The 14715-nt window shown below is 65.7% G+C and carries 19 protein-coding genes; 12 read left to right on the top strand and 7 right to left on the bottom strand.

Annotated elements, in window-relative coordinates:
- Positions 1 to 9: 9 nt before the first annotated feature.
- The 5 genes from QZ378_RS02325 to QZ378_RS02305 all read right to left on the bottom strand — a co-directional run bounded on the left by QZ378_RS02325 (position 10) and on the right by QZ378_RS02305 (position 2939).
- On the bottom strand, positions 10 to 810 hold the full coding sequence (locus QZ378_RS02325) for a M55 family metallopeptidase (RefSeq protein ID WP_291257178.1): 801 nt from the start codon (positions 808 to 810) through the stop codon (positions 10 to 12).
- Between the two features lie 64 nt (positions 811 to 874).
- Positions 875 to 1327 (bottom strand): hypothetical protein, encoded by a 453-nt coding sequence (locus tag QZ378_RS02320; protein ID WP_191379438.1) that lies wholly within the window; start codon positions 1325 to 1327, stop codon positions 875 to 877.
- 46 nt (positions 1328 to 1373) lie between these two features.
- Positions 1374 to 1952 (bottom strand): hypothetical protein, encoded by a 579-nt coding sequence (locus QZ378_RS02315; RefSeq protein WP_291257177.1) that lies wholly within the window; start codon positions 1950 to 1952, stop codon positions 1374 to 1376.
- An 89-nt stretch (positions 1953 to 2041) separates the two neighbouring features.
- The gene (locus QZ378_RS02310) at positions 2042 to 2449 is read right to left on the bottom strand and encodes a hypothetical protein (RefSeq protein WP_291257176.1); all 408 of its coding nucleotides are present in this window, start codon (positions 2447 to 2449) and stop codon (positions 2042 to 2044) included.
- A gap of 13 nt (positions 2450 to 2462) precedes the next feature.
- Positions 2463 to 2939, bottom strand: coding sequence for a helix-turn-helix transcriptional regulator (locus tag QZ378_RS02305; RefSeq protein ID WP_191379435.1), 477 nt, complete (start codon positions 2937 to 2939; stop codon positions 2463 to 2465).
- Positions 2940 to 3282: 343 nt separating this feature from the next.
- Between QZ378_RS02305 and acpP the strand changes: the two genes are divergently transcribed.
- The 12 genes from acpP to QZ378_RS02245 all read left to right on the top strand — a co-directional run bounded on the left by acpP (position 3283) and on the right by QZ378_RS02245 (position 13085).
- Positions 3283 to 3513 (top strand): acyl carrier protein, encoded by a 231-nt coding sequence (acpP, locus tag QZ378_RS02300; RefSeq protein ID WP_087237007.1) that lies wholly within the window; start codon positions 3283 to 3285, stop codon positions 3511 to 3513.
- A 56-nt stretch (positions 3514 to 3569) separates the two neighbouring features.
- Positions 3570 to 4001 (top strand): acetyl-CoA carboxylase biotin carboxyl carrier protein, encoded by a 432-nt coding sequence (gene accB / locus QZ378_RS02295; RefSeq protein ID WP_291257175.1) that lies wholly within the window; start codon positions 3570 to 3572, stop codon positions 3999 to 4001.
- 4 nt (positions 4002 to 4005) lie between these two features.
- On the top strand, positions 4006 to 5388 hold the full coding sequence (gene accC, locus QZ378_RS02290) for an acetyl-CoA carboxylase biotin carboxylase subunit (RefSeq protein WP_191379433.1): 1383 nt from the start codon (positions 4006 to 4008) through the stop codon (positions 5386 to 5388).
- Positions 5385 to 6251 (top strand): acetyl-CoA carboxylase, carboxyltransferase subunit beta, encoded by an 867-nt coding sequence (accD, locus tag QZ378_RS02285; protein WP_291257174.1) that lies wholly within the window; start codon positions 5385 to 5387, stop codon positions 6249 to 6251. Before accC ends, accD begins: the two co-directional genes overlap by 4 nt.
- Positions 6241 to 7062 carry an acetyl-CoA carboxylase carboxyltransferase subunit alpha gene (locus QZ378_RS02280; protein ID WP_291257173.1) on the top strand — a complete coding sequence of 274 codons (822 nt, stop codon included), beginning with the start codon at positions 6241 to 6243 and terminating at the stop codon, positions 7060 to 7062. The genes accD and QZ378_RS02280 overlap by 11 nt, the downstream gene beginning before the upstream one ends.
- Complete coding sequence (locus QZ378_RS02275; RefSeq protein WP_191379431.1) at positions 7059 to 8009, top strand: beta-ketoacyl-ACP synthase III; 951 nt, start codon at positions 7059 to 7061, stop codon at positions 8007 to 8009. The genes QZ378_RS02280 and QZ378_RS02275 overlap by 4 nt, the downstream gene beginning before the upstream one ends.
- A 217-nt stretch (positions 8010 to 8226) precedes the next feature.
- Positions 8227 to 9153, top strand: a complete 927-nt coding sequence (locus QZ378_RS02270) for a DUF561 domain-containing protein (protein WP_291257172.1) — start codon at positions 8227 to 8229, stop codon at positions 9151 to 9153.
- Positions 9150 to 10076, top strand: coding sequence for an ACP S-malonyltransferase (gene fabD / locus QZ378_RS02265; protein WP_291257171.1), 927 nt, complete (start codon positions 9150 to 9152; stop codon positions 10074 to 10076). Before QZ378_RS02270 ends, fabD begins: the two co-directional genes overlap by 4 nt.
- Positions 10077 to 10080: 4 nt before the next feature.
- Positions 10081 to 10824 (top strand): 3-oxoacyl-[acyl-carrier-protein] reductase, encoded by a 744-nt coding sequence (fabG, locus tag QZ378_RS02260; protein ID WP_291257170.1) that lies wholly within the window; start codon positions 10081 to 10083, stop codon positions 10822 to 10824.
- A 61-nt stretch (positions 10825 to 10885) separates the two neighbouring features.
- Positions 10886 to 12127 carry a beta-ketoacyl-ACP synthase II gene (fabF, locus tag QZ378_RS02255; protein WP_087236988.1) on the top strand — a complete coding sequence of 414 codons (1242 nt, stop codon included), beginning with the start codon at positions 10886 to 10888 and terminating at the stop codon, positions 12125 to 12127.
- A gap of 2 nt (positions 12128 to 12129) precedes the next feature.
- Positions 12130 to 12567 (top strand): 3-hydroxyacyl-ACP dehydratase FabZ, encoded by a 438-nt coding sequence (fabZ, locus tag QZ378_RS02250; protein WP_191379429.1) that lies wholly within the window; start codon positions 12130 to 12132, stop codon positions 12565 to 12567.
- Between the two features lie 62 nt (positions 12568 to 12629).
- Positions 12630 to 13085, top strand: coding sequence for a MarR family transcriptional regulator (locus QZ378_RS02245; protein WP_087236984.1), 456 nt, complete (start codon positions 12630 to 12632; stop codon positions 13083 to 13085).
- Positions 13086 to 13145: 60 nt separating this feature from the next.
- On the opposite strand, the gene QZ378_RS02240 is transcribed toward QZ378_RS02245, so the two are convergent.
- Both QZ378_RS02240 and QZ378_RS02235 read right to left on the bottom strand, forming a co-directional pair.
- Entirely contained in the window at positions 13146 to 14348 is a 1203-nt protein-coding gene (locus QZ378_RS02240; RefSeq protein ID WP_291257169.1) for a macrolide family glycosyltransferase, read from the bottom strand.
- Between the two features lie 113 nt (positions 14349 to 14461).
- A complete protein-coding gene (locus QZ378_RS02235) occupies positions 14462 to 14680 on the bottom strand; it encodes an AbrB/MazE/SpoVT family DNA-binding domain-containing protein (protein WP_291257168.1) in 219 nt (72 codons plus the stop codon).
- Between the last annotated feature and the right edge of the window lie 35 nt (positions 14681 to 14715).

Genomic DNA, 14715 nt, shown 5'->3' with positions numbered 1-14715 from the left:
TGGAGGCCGTCAGATGGCGAACAGGAGGAAGCGGTTGACCTCGTACCAGTCGTCCGACTCGTAGGCCAGGGTCACGGCGTCCACCCGCTCCGCCCCGGGGTAGAAGCCCTTGGTATAGGCGTCCCGGTGGCTCTTGTAGGTCAGCTCCACCCGGAAGTGCTCCGGCAGGGTGATGCGGGCGGCGGCCAGATCCTGCCGGAGGGCCTGCTCCGCCCCCTCCCGGATCAGCCGGTGGGCCAGCGCGGGGCTCAGCCCCTGGGAGCGGCCCCCCACGTCCTCCTTCACCGGCACGGTGACCAGGGACGGGTGGAGGGTCTTTCCCGCCTCGCACAGGGCCCGGTCTCCGGCCAGGAACACGCTGGGCACCCCGTACCAGGCGGCCATCCAGCTGTAGATCAGGAATTCCGAGCCGGGCAGGCCGTTGACGGTGATGCGGTGCACCACCCCGCCGTTGATGGTGTGGCTGAGGGAGTTGCCCTCCTCCGCCGCGGCGTTGTGGTAGCCCACAAAGAGGGCCGCGTCAAAGCTCTCGTCCAGCCCCTCCACCATCAGCTCCGGGGAGCGGCTCCAGCTGCGGATGAGCTGGACATACTCCGGCATCTCCTCGGGCAGAAGATTGAGCCCCGGCCCGTGGGCGTCCTTCACCACCACCAGGTCGGCCCCGGCGGCCCGGGCCCCCTCGGCGGCGGCCACCACCTCCGCCGTCATCTCCCGCCGGCTACGCTCGTACTCAAACTCCCCCGGGCGGCACCCCTCCCGGGTGGCGGTGATGGCGGTGCCCTCGATGTCCGCGCTGATAAATACCTTCATGGCTATGCGCCTCCTTTGCCCTCTATCCTACCACGTTTCGGGGCGGGGGGCAATGGGGAAGGCGTCAGCTCATCACTTCGTAGTTGTTGATGGAGACCCTGCACGCAATGGAGGCGGCCCCGCCGCCGCTCTGAGCGTACAGCTTGTACTTGAACCGGGGGCGGTCCGGCAGCTGGAAGGTCGCCTCCTCCCCCGGCGACAGGGCTACCTCCTCCACCGTCTCAGCGGCCCCCCTGCCCTCTGTCCGGACCAGCTGGAAGGTCACCGGCGCCCCGTCCCCGCCGGACTGCTCGTCCAGCATAACCCACATGCCGTCCGGCATCCCGCGCCAGACGGCGTTGCGGGAAAAATCCGCCACCAGCACAGGCTCCTCCGCCGCGCCCAGATCCACGGAATACGACTTCGACACCCACCGCTCCTTGGGGCCGAACAGGAAGAACAGGAGCGCGCAGACCGCCGCGGCCGCCACTATGGTCCAGAATATCGTGTCGGCAGAGAAAGGTTTCCTTTTTTTCATCTGGTTTCACTCCACTGAATGGGACTCGAATGACAGCGAATCACTGTTACTCGATCATGTCATAATCATCGCAGGAAATTTTGAGCGTGACTCTTCCGCTGTCTCCCGAATATTTAAATGCTGCGTATATGGAATACGTACATCCTACAGGATCAGTTAATTGAAAGTCAGCCTTTTCACCCTCCTCCAACTCAGCAAAATGTTCGTCAGCCGGTATACCCAACCCATGTCTCGGATATTCTTGGACGGTAGTCTCTACCGGCGCGGTACCAGAGCTGGAATCGTCTACCAGCAGTACCCGCAAGCCGTCATGGTGCCGATTATTGATGTCTTCCATGACAAATACGCTTCGCGTGCCACTGAGGTTGACTTTGTAGGTCCGGGTAAACGTATAGACACCGAAGTCCATGTCATATCCCTCATCCAGGAGCACCACACCGGGCGCGACCTCTCTGTTGATGATCCGCCTCTCCGTGGAAACAGGAGGCACGGAACCCGAAACCGCGCCCGCAGTAACCGAGCACATCATCGCCAAAGCAAAGGTCAGCGCAAGAAACCTTCTCAATACCTTTTTAGCCATAACAGAATCTTCTTTCAGCAAATTGGCTTTCACTTTCCCATCCATCTTCAGAGCCATCAAATCAGAAGATCAGCGGCAGTATACTCCTTACCACATCGGTATCACTCCAATCTCCTTTTTCGCCAGTAATCCCCTCAATAATTCACATATCCGGATACGTTAATCGTATCAGACGAATTATTCCGGACTGCCAAAGTATAGTATCCTCTTTCCTTAATTTTTATTGTCTTGTTGAGGTTTCCTTCGTTAGTATTGAAGTAGTGAAATGATCCATCGGAATCAATCAGGCCAAAATCCACACTGGCATCAACAGGTGAATAGGATGCTTTGATCGTAACCGTCTCTCCAGCCTCCATAGGAAAATCTTGATCAGCCGTCACAAGGGCCCCTCCAGGAATATCCATGCTGAACCGGCCAGACGCACGGGATACGAAAATTTCCGGCTCCTGAGCCCCAGAATCTATGGCTCCGGCGTTCATACCAAAACAGGCCACAGAGAGCACACACGCCATGAGCACACACAAGCATCTCTTCGTCTGCATATTATATTTCCTCCTATTCCAGATATAATTTCAAACTATCCTCTTTCGGGAGCTCTACTTTCTCTACCGGCATATCCTCAATCGGAATATAGTCCTCATCTTCTTCCTCCCTTCCAAGCCATACGCCCACGCAGAGCAGGACGAGCAGCAGAAGGGCTCCGGCGGCGGCGATCCCTATCGCGGCTTTCCGCCTGCGGCTCCCCTCCCCGGGCCGGCGGGAGTCCGCCTCCGGCTCCGGCAGTTCCCCGCCTTCCTCCGTTTTCCCGGGCTTCTCCGCCGGGGGGGCGGCCAGCTCTGCCGGGCTCACCAGCTCCTCCACCGACACGCCGAACAGCCGGCTCAGGGCCAGCAGGCTGTCCCGCCCCGGGACCGCCGCCCCTGTCTCCCACCGGGACACCGCCTGGCGGGACACTTCCAGGGCCTCGGCCACATCCTGCTGGGACAAGCCGCTCCTGCTCCGCAGCTCGGCCAGCTTTTCCTTCAGTTCCATCTTTTTCATGCCCCCATTCTACCGGGCGGGCCCCTCCAGGGCAACCACATCGGGGTTGCACGGGGAGAAACCTGTGGTTGCCCGCCGCTCTTTTTGCGGGTTTCCTGTGCCTTTATCCTACCATGTTTTCCTGTGGGGCACAACGGCGGGCCGCCCTTTCCGCCCCTCCGCCCCGTGCTTTTTGCCACATGTCCCCCCGCCTCGGAGAATTTTTTGGCGCAATCCACCATTTTGCAAAGTTCCATCTTGACAAATCCAAATCTCCTGTTAAAATATCCCTCAGTTATTTTACTTAAAAATTTTTAAGTAAAATGTCTGAACTATTTTTGAAGGAGAATCTATCATGGATTTTGAGAAGGTTAAAGAGATCATCGTGGAGACCCTGAGCTGCGACGCCGACAAGGTGACCCCCGAGGCCCGTCTGGCCGAGGATCTGGAGGCCGATTCCCTGGCCGCCGTGGAGCTGTCCATGGCCCTGGAGGAGGAGTTCGGCGTCACCATCGCCGACGAGGAGCTGCCCAACATGAAGACCGTGGGCGATCTGGTCAAGTATCTGGAAGATCACGCTGAGTAATTTGGGGAACCGGGGCATCGGCTTTTGCCGATGCCTTTTTTCCGAAAGGAGCCGCTATGAGCAACCAAGAGATTTTTGAGCTGATGGCCCGGTTTGACGCCAGCGCCGCCACCAGCTTCAAGCTGACCACCAAGGACTTCTCCCTGGAGCTGGGCAAGGGCGGCGGGGCCGCCGCCCCGGTTTACGCCGCCCCCGCGGCCCAGGCCGCCGCGCCTGCCGCCGCCCCTGCCCCGGTATCGGAGCCCGAGGGCCTGTTCATCACCGCCCCCCTGGTGGGCACCTTCTACGCCGCCTCCGCCCCCGACGCCGCCCCCTATGTGCAGGTGGGCGACCACGTAAAGAAAGGCCAGACCGTGTGCCTGATGGAGGCCATGAAGATGATGAACGAGGTGCAGGCCCCCTGCGACTGCGTCATCGAGGCCGTGCTCCAGCAGGACGGAGCCCTGGTGTCCTTCGGGGAGCCGCTGATCCGCTACCGGGAAGGGTGAGCCCATGTTCAAGCGTATTCTGATTGCCAACCGGGGCGAGATCGCCGTGCGGGTCTTCCGCGCCTGCCGGGAGATGGACATCGAGCCCGTGGTGGTCTACTCCCAGGCCGACGCCGACGCCCTCCACGTCCAGCTGGCGGAGCGGGCCTACTGCATCGGCCCCGCCCGCTCGGCGGACAGCTATCTCAATGTGGACGCCATCCTCACCGTGGCCCAGGCCACCGGCTGCGACGCCATCCACCCCGGCTACGGCTTTTTGAGCGAGAACGCCGAGTTCGCCGACGCCTGTGAGGCGGCCGGCATCACCTTCATCGGCCCCTCCGGCGACGTGATCCGCGCCATGGGCAACAAGGCCGCCGCCCGGAAGCTCATGCAGCAGGCGGGGGTGCCGGTGGTGCCCGGCTCCGACGGGGCGGTGGACACCGCCGAGCAGGCCAAGGCCCTGGCCGATTCCATCGGCTACCCGGTACTCATCAAGGCCTCCGCCGGCGGCGGCGGCCGGGGCATGCGCCGGGTGTACGATCCGGAGCAGCTCATCCCCCTCTTTGAGGAGGCCCGCAGCGAGTCGGTGGCCTGCTTCGGCAGCGGGGAGATGTACCTGGAAAAGCTGATTGTCAACCCCCGCCACATTGAGTTCCAGATCATGGCCGACGGCCAGGGGAACGTGATCCAGCTGGGCGACCGGGACTGCTCCATCCAGCGGCGCAACCAGAAGCTGCTGGAGGAGTCCCCCTCCAAGGCCCTCACCCCCGCCCTGCGGGAGCAGATGGGCCAGGCCGCCGTGGCCGCCGCCAGGGCCGCCCACTACGTCAACGCCGGCACCATCGAGTTCGTGCTGGATCAGGAGGGCCACTTCTACTTTATTGAGATGAACACCCGCATCCAGGTGGAGCACCCGGTCACCGAGCTGGTCACCGGAATGGATCTGGTGCGGGAGCAGATCCGCATCGCCGCCGGACTGCCCCTCTCCGTGACCCAGGAGGAGGTGGCCTTCCGGGGCCACGCCATCGAGTGCCGCATCAACGCCGAGGATCCGGCCAAGGGCTTTCAGCCCTCCCCGGGGAGGATCGACTTCCTCCACCTGCCCGGCGGGTACGGCGTGCGGGTGGACACCGGCCTCTACAACGGCTACGAGCTGCCCCCCTATTATGACTCCCTCATGGCCAAGCTGATTGTCTACGCCCCCACCCGGCTGGAGGCCATCCGCCGGATGCGCCGGGCGCTGGAGGAGCTGATCATCGAGGGGCCGGCCAACAACATCGACCTGCTCCACCAGATTCTCCACCACCCCGACTTCGTGCGGGGCAACTACTCCACCGGATTCCTGGAGGCCAACATGGACACCCTCCTGGCCTGGAGCGGCAGCGGGGAGGTGGGTGAAGCATGAGCAGCGTGTTTGCCCAGCGGCGACAGAAGCTGCTGTCCCTGAAGGCCCTGCGGGGCTCCTCCCCCGCACCGGCCCAGACCGAGGAGACCTGCCCGGCCTGCTCCAGGGCGGTGCCCCGGCGGGAGCTGGTGGCCAACCGCTATGTATGCCCCCTGTGCGGCCATCACTATCCCGTGGGCGCCTACTACCGGCTGAGCCTGATCCTGGACAAGGGCACCTTCCGGGAGCTGGATGCCGGCCTGGCCTCCAACGACCCCCTGGATTTCCCCGGCTATGAGGCCAAGCTGGATCAGGCCCGCCGCCGCACCGGCATGAACGAGGGCGTGGTCACCGCCACCGGCCGCATGGGCGGCCAGCGGGTGGCCGTGGGCGCCATCGACAGCCGCTTCTTCATGGGCAGCATGTCCGCCGCCCTGGGGGAGAAGGTCACCCGGCTGGTGGAGTTCGCCGACAAGTACAGGCTGCCCCTGATCCTCTTCTCCGCCAGCGGCGGGGCCCGGATGCAGGAGGGCATCCTCTCCCTGATGCAGATGGCCAAGACCTCCGCCGCCTTGGAGCGGTTCTCCCAGAGGGGCGGGCTGTATATCTCGGTCTTTACCCACCCCACCACCGGCGGCGTCACCGCCAGCTTCGCCAGCCTGGGGGACATCATCCTGTCCGAGCCGGGGGCCCTCATCGGCTTCGCCGGCCCCCGGGTCATCGAGCAGACCATCGGCGAGAAGCTGCCCGAGGGGTTCCAGACCGCCGAGTACCTGGTGGAGCACGGCTTCCTGGACGCCATCGTCCCCCGGCCCCAGCTGCGCACCACCCTGCTTCAGATTTTGAAACTCCACGGAAAGGGGGGCGACGAGCATGGCAAATGAGCTGACGGCCGCCCAGCGGGTGGCCCTGGCCCGCCACCCGGAGCGCCCCGGCACGGCGGAGTTCATCGAGCACCTGTTCACCGACTTCTTCGAGCAGCGGGGCGACCGCCTGTGCGCCGAGGACGGCAGCATCCTGGGCGGCATCGCCCTGTTCCACGGCAAGCCGGTGACCGTCATCGGCCACCGGAAGGGTCGCTCCCTGGAGCAGAACCTGGCCTTCCACTTCGGCATGCCCTCCCCCGAGGGCTACCGCAAGGCCCAGCGGCTCATGCTCCAGGCCGAAAAGTTCCACCGCCCCATCATCACCTTCATTGACACCCCCGGCGCCTACCCCGGCCTGGAGGCCGAGGCCAGAGGTCAGGGGGACGCCATCGCCCACACCCTGGCCCTGTCCAGCAGCCTCACCGTACCGGTGATCTCCGTGGTCACCGGCGAGGGGGGCAGCGGCGGCGCCCTGGCCCTGGGCGTGGGCAACCGGGTCCTCATGCTGGAGAACGCGGTGTACTCCGTCCTCTCCCCCGAGGGCTTCGCCGCCATCCTGTGGAAGGACTCCTCCCGCAGCGAGGAGGCCTGCGAGGTGATGAAGCTCACCGCCGCCGACCTGCTGGAGCTGGAGGTGGTCGACAAGGTGATCCCCGAGCCCGCGGGCGGGGCCCACACCAACCCAGAGACTCTGTACAAGACCCTGGACACCGTCCTGGCGCGGGAGCTCAACTCCCTGAGCAAGCTCAGCGGCGCGGCCCTGGCCGCCGGGCGGTATAAGAAATTCCGGGCCATGGGCGCCAAGGCCCTGAGAAAGGAGCGCACATGAGCGGAATCAAACTCCTGGGCACCGGCTCCGCCGTGCCGAGCAAGGTGGTCACCAACGACGATCTTGCCAAAATCGTGGACACCAACGACGAGTGGATCTCCACCCGCACCGGCATTCGCTCCCGCCGCTACTGCGCCGAAGGGGAGAGCCATACCTCCCTCTGCCTGGCCGCCGCCCGGCAGGCCCTGGGCCGCGCCGGCGTGAAGCCGGAGGAGGTGGGGGTGTGCATCGTGGCCACCCTCACCCCCGACTACCTGACCCCCGCCGCCGCCTGCCTGCTCCAGAGGGAGCTGGGCCTGTCGGAGGACACGGTGTGCTTTGATCTGAACGCCGCCTGCTCCGGTTTTGTCTACGCCCTCCACACCGCCGAGTGCCTCCTGGCCGCCGCGCCCCGGAAGTACGGCCTGGTGCTGGGGGCCGAGGTGCTCAGCCGGATCACCGACTTCTCCGACCGGGGCACCTGCGTGCTCTTCGGCGACGGCGTGGGCGCCGCCGTGGTGGAGTGGCGGGCCGGCTATCCCTCCCTCCACGCCGTGCTGGGCTGCCGGGGCAACGACGAGGTGCTCTACGCCCCCGGCGTCCACTCCGACCGCCCCTCCTACATCCACATGGACGGCCAGCCCGTGTTCCGCTTCGCGGTGGAGGCCGTGCCCCGCTGCGCCAGGGAGGTGCTCTCCAAGGCCGGCCTGGGGCTGGAGGATGTGGATCGGTTCGTCTTCCACCAGGCCAACCAGCGCATCATCGACTTTGCCGTCAAAAAGCTGGGCATCGACCCGGCCAAGTGCACCGGCAACATCGAGCGCACCGGCAACACCTCCGCCGCCAGCGTCCCCCTGCTGCTGGACGAGCTGATCACCGGCGGGGAGCTGCGCTCCGGCCAGCGGGCCCTGTGCGTGGGCTTCGGCGGCGGACTGACCTGGGCGGGGGCGCTACTGGAATTGGCGTAGCTTCCAACAAGCGGCAGAGCCGCTTGTTGGAGGGAGATGCAGCCCCCGCGCGCAAGTTTTGTCCGGCTTCGCCGGATAAAACTCACACTTGTGGGCTGAGAAGTGTTTTCGTCCACGCGCATGTCGCGGCCGAAAACGGATTTCATTTTATTTCCCCGCCTGCGGGCGGGGAAACTCTGCGAGGCTTTTTCGTGGAGTCGTTTCATAAGGAGTTTCTATGAAATTAAACGAGCTTTTGGGGATTGAGTTCCCCATTATCCAGGGCGGCATGGCCAACGTAGCCACCGGCAAGTTCGCCGCCGCCGTGTCCAACGCCGGCGCCCTGGGCCTGGTGGCCGGCGGCGGCCTGGACGCCGAGGCCCTGCGGGCCGAGATCCGGGACGCCAAGGCCGCCACCGACAAGCCCTTCGGCGTCAACCTGATGCTGATGAACCCCCACATCGACGAGCTGGCCAAGGTCGTGGTGGAGGAGGGCGTGCAGGTGGTCACCACCGGCGCCGGCAACCCGGGCAAGTACGTCCCCGCCTGGAAGGAGGCGGGCATCAAGGTGTTCCCCGTGGTGGCCGCCCCCGTGCTGGCCAAGCGGCTGGAGCGCTACGGCATTGACGGCGTGATCGCCGAGGGCACCGAGAGCGGCGGCCACGTGGGCGAGATGACCACCATGGCCCTGGTGCCCCAGGTGGCGGACGCGGTGAGCGTCCCCGTCATCGCCGCCGGCGGCATCGCCGACGGCCGCCAGCTGGCCGCCGCCTTTGCCCTGGGGGCCTGCGGCGTGCAGGTGGGCACCTGCCTGCTGGCCAGTGAGGAGTGCCCCATTCATGACAACTACAAGCAGGCTGTCCTTAAGGCGGGCGCCAACGACACCGTGGTCACCGGCCGCTCCGGCGGCGCCCCGGTACGGGTGCTGAAGAACAAGATGGCCCGGGAGTACCTGCGCATGGAGAAGCAGAACCTGCCCCTGGAGGAGATGGAGAAGCTGACCCTGGGCTCCCTCCGCCGGGCGGTGTTCGACGGCGACGTGGACACCGGCAGCTTCATGGCCGGCCAGGTGGCCGGCATGATCCACGAGATCAAGCCCCTGCGGCAGATCTTTGAGGAGCTGATGGCCGGCTACGAGAAGGTGCGGAAGGAGCTGAGCGAATGAGCCTGGCATTTCTGTACGCCGGTCAGGGCACCCAGCACCCCGGCATGGGGGCCGACCTCTATGAGGCCTACCCCGCCTTCCGGGCCGTGGTGGACTCCGCCGACGTGGACTTCGACCTGAAAACCACCATGTTCTCCGACCCCGACGGGGTGCTGAACCAGACCGAGTACACCCAGCCCTGCATGGTGGCCTTCGCCGCCGGCATGACCGCCATCCTGGCCGAAAAGGGCATCACCCCGGCCTACGCCGCGGGACTGTCCCTGGGCGAGTACTCCGCCCTCCAGTGCGCCGGGGTGTTCACCGCCGCGCAGGCCGTCTCCCTGGCCGCCTTCCGGGGCCGCGCCATGGCCTCTGCCGCCGCCGGCCGCCCCTGCGGCATGACCGCCGTGCTGGGCCTGGACCGGGAGAAGCTGCAGCAGGCGTGCCAGAAAGCCTCCGATGCGGGGGTGGTGGAGATCGCCAACTACAACTGCCCCGGCCAGCTGGTCATCGGCGGCGAACAGGCCGCCGTGGACAAGGCCGCCGGGCTTGCCAAGGAGCTGGGCGCCAAGCGGTGCCTGCCCCTGAAGGTCAGCGGGCCCTTCCACACCTCCCTCCTCGCTCCCGCCGGCGACGCCCTGCGGGAGAAGTTTAAGGAGATTACCTTCGGGGAGATGCGCATCCCCGTGCTGTTCAACTGCCTGGGCCGTGAGATGGGCCCCGGCGACACCATCCCCGCCCTGCTGGAGAAGCAGGTGCAGTCCTCCGTCTACATGGAGGACACCATCCGCCGCCTGGCTGAGCTGGGCGTGGACACCATCGTGGAGATCGGCCCGGGCAAGGCCCTCAGCGGCTTTGTGAAAAAGACCGCCCCCGACATCAAGACCTACGCCGTGGAGACCTGCGCCGACGTGGACGCCCTCTCCGCCGCGCTGAAAGGATAACGCTATGAGCTTTACTGGAAAGACCGCCGTGGTCACCGGCGGAAGCCGGGGCATCGGCAAGGCCATCTGCCTGGAGCTGGCCCGCCGGGGCGCCAATGTGGTGTTCTCCTACGCGGGCAACACCGCCGCCGCGGAGGAGACTTTGAAGGAGCTGGAGGCCCTGGGCGTGCAGGCCCGGGCCGTCCAGGGCAGCGTGGCCGACCCCGCCGCCGTCAAGGCCCTGATCGATACCGCCGTCAAGGAGCTGGGGGGCCTGCACATCCTGGTCAACAACGCGGGCATCACCCGTGACAACCTGGCCATGATGCTCAAGGAGGAGGACTTCGACGCGGTCATCGAGACCAACCTGAAGGGCACCTTCCTGTGCATGAAGGCCGCCGCCCGGCCCATGATGAAGGCCAAGTACGGCCGCATCATCAACCTCAGCTCCGTGGTGGCCCTGCGGGGCAACCCGGGCCAGATCAACTACTGCGCCAGCAAGGCGGGCGTCATCGGCATGACCAAGTCCCTGGCCAAGGAGCTGGGCGGGCGGGGCATCACCGTCAACGCGGTGGCCCCCGGCTATATCGCCACCGACATGACCGCCGCCCTGCCGGAGGCCGCCAAGGAGGCCATGCTGTCCGCCATCCCGGCGGGCCGCCCCGGCACCCCGGAGGACGTGGCCGCCGCCGTGGCCTTCCTGGCCTCCGACGAGGCCGCCTATATCACCGGCCAGGTGCTTTCTGTGGACGGAGGAATGGGGATGTAATCGCGGGCGGCCGCAGGCCGTCCCCCATCTTCCACCTGATTGAGGAGGAACGACAAATTTTATGGAAAAACGCAGAGTGCTGATAACCGGCCTGGGGGCCATCACCCCCCTGGGCCACAACGCTGACGATACCTGGCAGGCCGTCAAAGACGGGGTGTGCGGCATCGGCCCCATCACCCACTACGACTGCTCCGCTCAGAAGGTGCATCTGGCCGCCGAGGTGAAGGACTGGGATCCCACCACCGTGCTGGACAAGAAGGACGTGCGCCACATGAGCCGCTATATCCAGCTGGCCATGACCGCCGCCAAGGAGTGCCTGGCCGACAGCGGCCTGAACCGTGAGCAGGAGGATCTCACCCGCTGCGGCGTCATCGTGTCCAGCGGCGTGGGCGGCATCGAGATGGCCGAGAGCGAGACCCTGCGCTGCTCGGAGAAGGGCTACGACCGGGCCTCCCCCTTCTATATCCCCACCACCATCGCCAACATGGGCGCGGGCTATATCGCCATCCTCTCCGGCTTCCAGGGCATGTGCACCTGCCCGGTGACCGCCTGCGCCGGCGGCTCCAACGCGGTGGGCGACGCCTTCCGCCACATCCGGGACGGCTACGCCGAGGTCATGCTCTGCGGCGGCGCCGAGGCGGCGGTGACCCCCCTGTCCATGGGCGGCTTCACCACCATGCGGGCCCTCCACGTGGGGGATGATCCCAACCGGGCGTCCATCCCCTTTGACGCCGAGCGCAACGGCTTCGTCATGGGCGAGGGCGCCGGCATCCTGATGCTGGAGGAGTACGAGCACGCCATGGCCCGGGGGGCCAAGGTGTACGCCGAGGTGGTGGGCTACGGCGCCACCTGCGACGCCTATCACATCACCGCCCCCGCCCCCAACGGGGAGGGCGGCGCCCGGGCCATGGCCCAGGCCCTGTCCGATGCGGGGGTGTCTCCGGAGCAGGTGGGCTACATCAACGCCCACGGCACCTCCACCCCCCTCAACGACTCCGGCGAGACCGCGGCCATCAAGACCGTGTTCGGCGAGCATGCCCACCGCCTGGCGGTCAGCTCCACCAAGTCCATGACCGGCCACATGCTGGGGGCCGCCGGCGCGGTGGAGGCTATTTTCACCGCCCTGGGCCTGCGGGACGGCTTCCTGCCCGCCACCATCAACTATCAGGTGCCCGACCCGGCCTGCGACCTGGATTACATCCCCAACCAGGGCCGGGAGCAGCAGGTGGAATACGCCCTGTCCAACTCCCTGGGCTTCGGCGGCCACAACGCCTGCGTGCTGTTTAAGAAGTGGGAGGGCTGAGTATGCTGCAGCTGAATTCCAATCAGATCGCGGAGATCATCCCCCACCGCTACCCCTTCGCCCTGGTGGATCGCATCGTGGACGGCGAGGTGGGCAAGTGGGCCCGCGGCATCAAGTGCGTCACCGTCAACGAGCCCTTTTTCCAGGGCCACTTCCCCCAGTACCACGTGATGCCCGGCGTGCTCATCCTGGAGGCCCTGGCCCAGGTGGGCGCCGTGGCCATGCTGTCCATGCCGGAGAACAAGGGGAAGATCGGCCTGTTCGGCGGCATCAAGAACGCCCGCTTCCGCAAGCAGGTCACCCCCGGCGACGTGCTGGAGCTGGAGTGCACCATCATCAAGCAGAAGGGCCCGGTGGCGGTGGCCGAGGCCAAGGCCACCGTGGACGGCAAGGCCGCCGTCACGGCGGAGCTCACCTTCGCCCTGGCCCCCAACGCCTGAACCCTTGCCCCTCCGCAATGAGGAAGAGAGAACCCCTATCACTTTGGACGCGGAGGCCCAGTATGCTGGAAGAGAAATTTGAAATCGTGTATACCAAATTCAAGCTGCACTTCTATCAGGAGATCTTCGCCCGCTTTCAGAACCGGGAGGCCAGCCTGACCACCGTGGAGACCTTCGCCATGGAGACCATCCAGGCCCTGGGCTCCCCCACCGTCAACGAGTTCGCCTCCTTCATGAAGATCTCCCCGCCCAATGCGGCCTACAAGATCAACAGCCTCATCCGAAAGGGCTATATCCAGAAGATACAGTCGGAGCACGACAAGCGGGAGTACCACCTCCAGGTCACCCAGAAGTACAAGGACTACTATAACATCAGCAACGACTATGTCCATATGGTGACCGAGCGCATCCGGGAGCGCTTCTCCCCCGAGGAGTGCGCCAAGCTGGAGGAGATGCTGGCCATCGTGGATCAGGAGCTGATGCCCGAGGTGGATCTGGGCCAGGCGGAGACAACCTGAACGTCAAAAAAGAGATGCGGATTTTCATCCGCATCTCTTTTTTGCTGTCCCGAGACGCCGTCATGGGAGCTGCGGGCGGGCCCCGCCGCTCCGCCGGGCGATCACGCCCTCGATGTGCTCCGCCGCCCGCAGGGCCCCTCCGGCGGCCCGGAAGCCGGCGGCCAGGGGCTCTATGGCCCGGCAGTAGTCCGCCCGGCGGGACAGCACCTCCTCCACCGCGGCCCGGATGGCCGCCGGGCCTGAGCGCTTCAGCAGGAGTCCCGCCCCCAGCTCCGCCGCGCGGCGGGCCACCATGCGCTCCTCCGACTGCTGGGGGGAGAGCACCATGGGCACCCCCTGCCAGATGCTCTCGCTGACGCTGTTCATGCCGCAGTGGGTCACAAACAGGTGGGCGGCCTGGAGCACCCGGAGCTGATCCACCCGGGCCTCCGCCCGCACGTTGGGGGGCAGGGCTCCCAGCGCCGCCGCCTGCTCCCCGCTCCCCACCGACATCAGCACGTCCCAGGGGCCGCCCCCCAGAGCCTCCGCACAGTTCCGGTAAAAGCGGGCGTTCCGGTTCATCACCGTGCCCAGGGACACATAGATGAAGGGCCGGTTTCCCCGCTCCGCCGGGGCGGGGAGCTCCGGCAGGACGGGCCCCACAAAGGCCACCCGCCCCCCAAATCGCTCCCCGCCGGGCTGGAAGGCACGGGAGGTATAGACGATGGTGTCGGTGGAGCTGTCGTTCTGGATCAGATCCGTCAGCTTTTCCGCCCGGTAGCCGTGGGCCCGCAGCAGGGCCAGCTTTTTCCCGATCCTGGGCACACCCGCCAGGGTGCGGAGCAGCTCCGCAGGGCCGGGACGCATCCCCCTGGCGGTCTCCTGGTCAAAGGCAAAGGTGGTGGTGGAGCACACCAGGGGGACGCCCAGCCGTTCGGCGTACAGCTTGCCCCAGATGCACAGGGAGTCGGCCACGATGCAGTGGGGCCGGAACGCCGCCAGCTCCCCCAGCACCCGCTCCTCCATGGCCGCCGTCACGTCCACCACCATGCCGATCAGGCTGGCGAAGTCCCGGCCGATGCGCCGCTCCACGTCCCGGGGCGCCGGGGGCAGATAGGAATCACAGGGCACAAACTCCGCCCCAGCGCCCTCCAGCCTGCCCCGGAACTCCTCAAAGGAGTAGTAGCGCACCCGGTGGCCCCGCGCCACCAGAGTGCGCACCACCTCCACCGTGGGGTTGGTGTGGCCGTGGGCTGGGATGGAGAAAAAGACGATCCGGCTCATGGTGTCCCCTCCAAAGTATTATTAGTATTACTTTTCTTACTTATATCACTTTCCATTTCTCTTGTCAAGACAAAAAAGCCGCGCCCTCCGGCGCGGCTTCTGGTTTCTTCCCTCTACCCCTCTCCCCCGGCAAACACCTCGGCAAAGATGGGGTCGGCCTTCTCAAAGGTCTGGAGGGCAATGCCCCGGTTCACATCCGCCAGCAGCAGCAGGGTGTCGCCGGGCTGAATGCCGAACAGCTCCCGCGCTTCCTTGGGAATGACAATCTGCCCCTTGGGGCCCACCTTGACGGAGGCCAGGTACTTCCCCTCCGGCGCGGCCATTTTTTCCATCCGAATCCCTCCTGTATGGGTTATATTTCTCTCTA

Source organism: Flavonifractor sp., from assembly GCF_019422385.1.
Classification (GTDB): Bacteria; Bacillota; Clostridia; order Oscillospirales; family Oscillospiraceae; genus Flavonifractor; species Flavonifractor avistercoris.
This window is presented reverse-complemented; position numbering and strand designations above follow the sequence as displayed.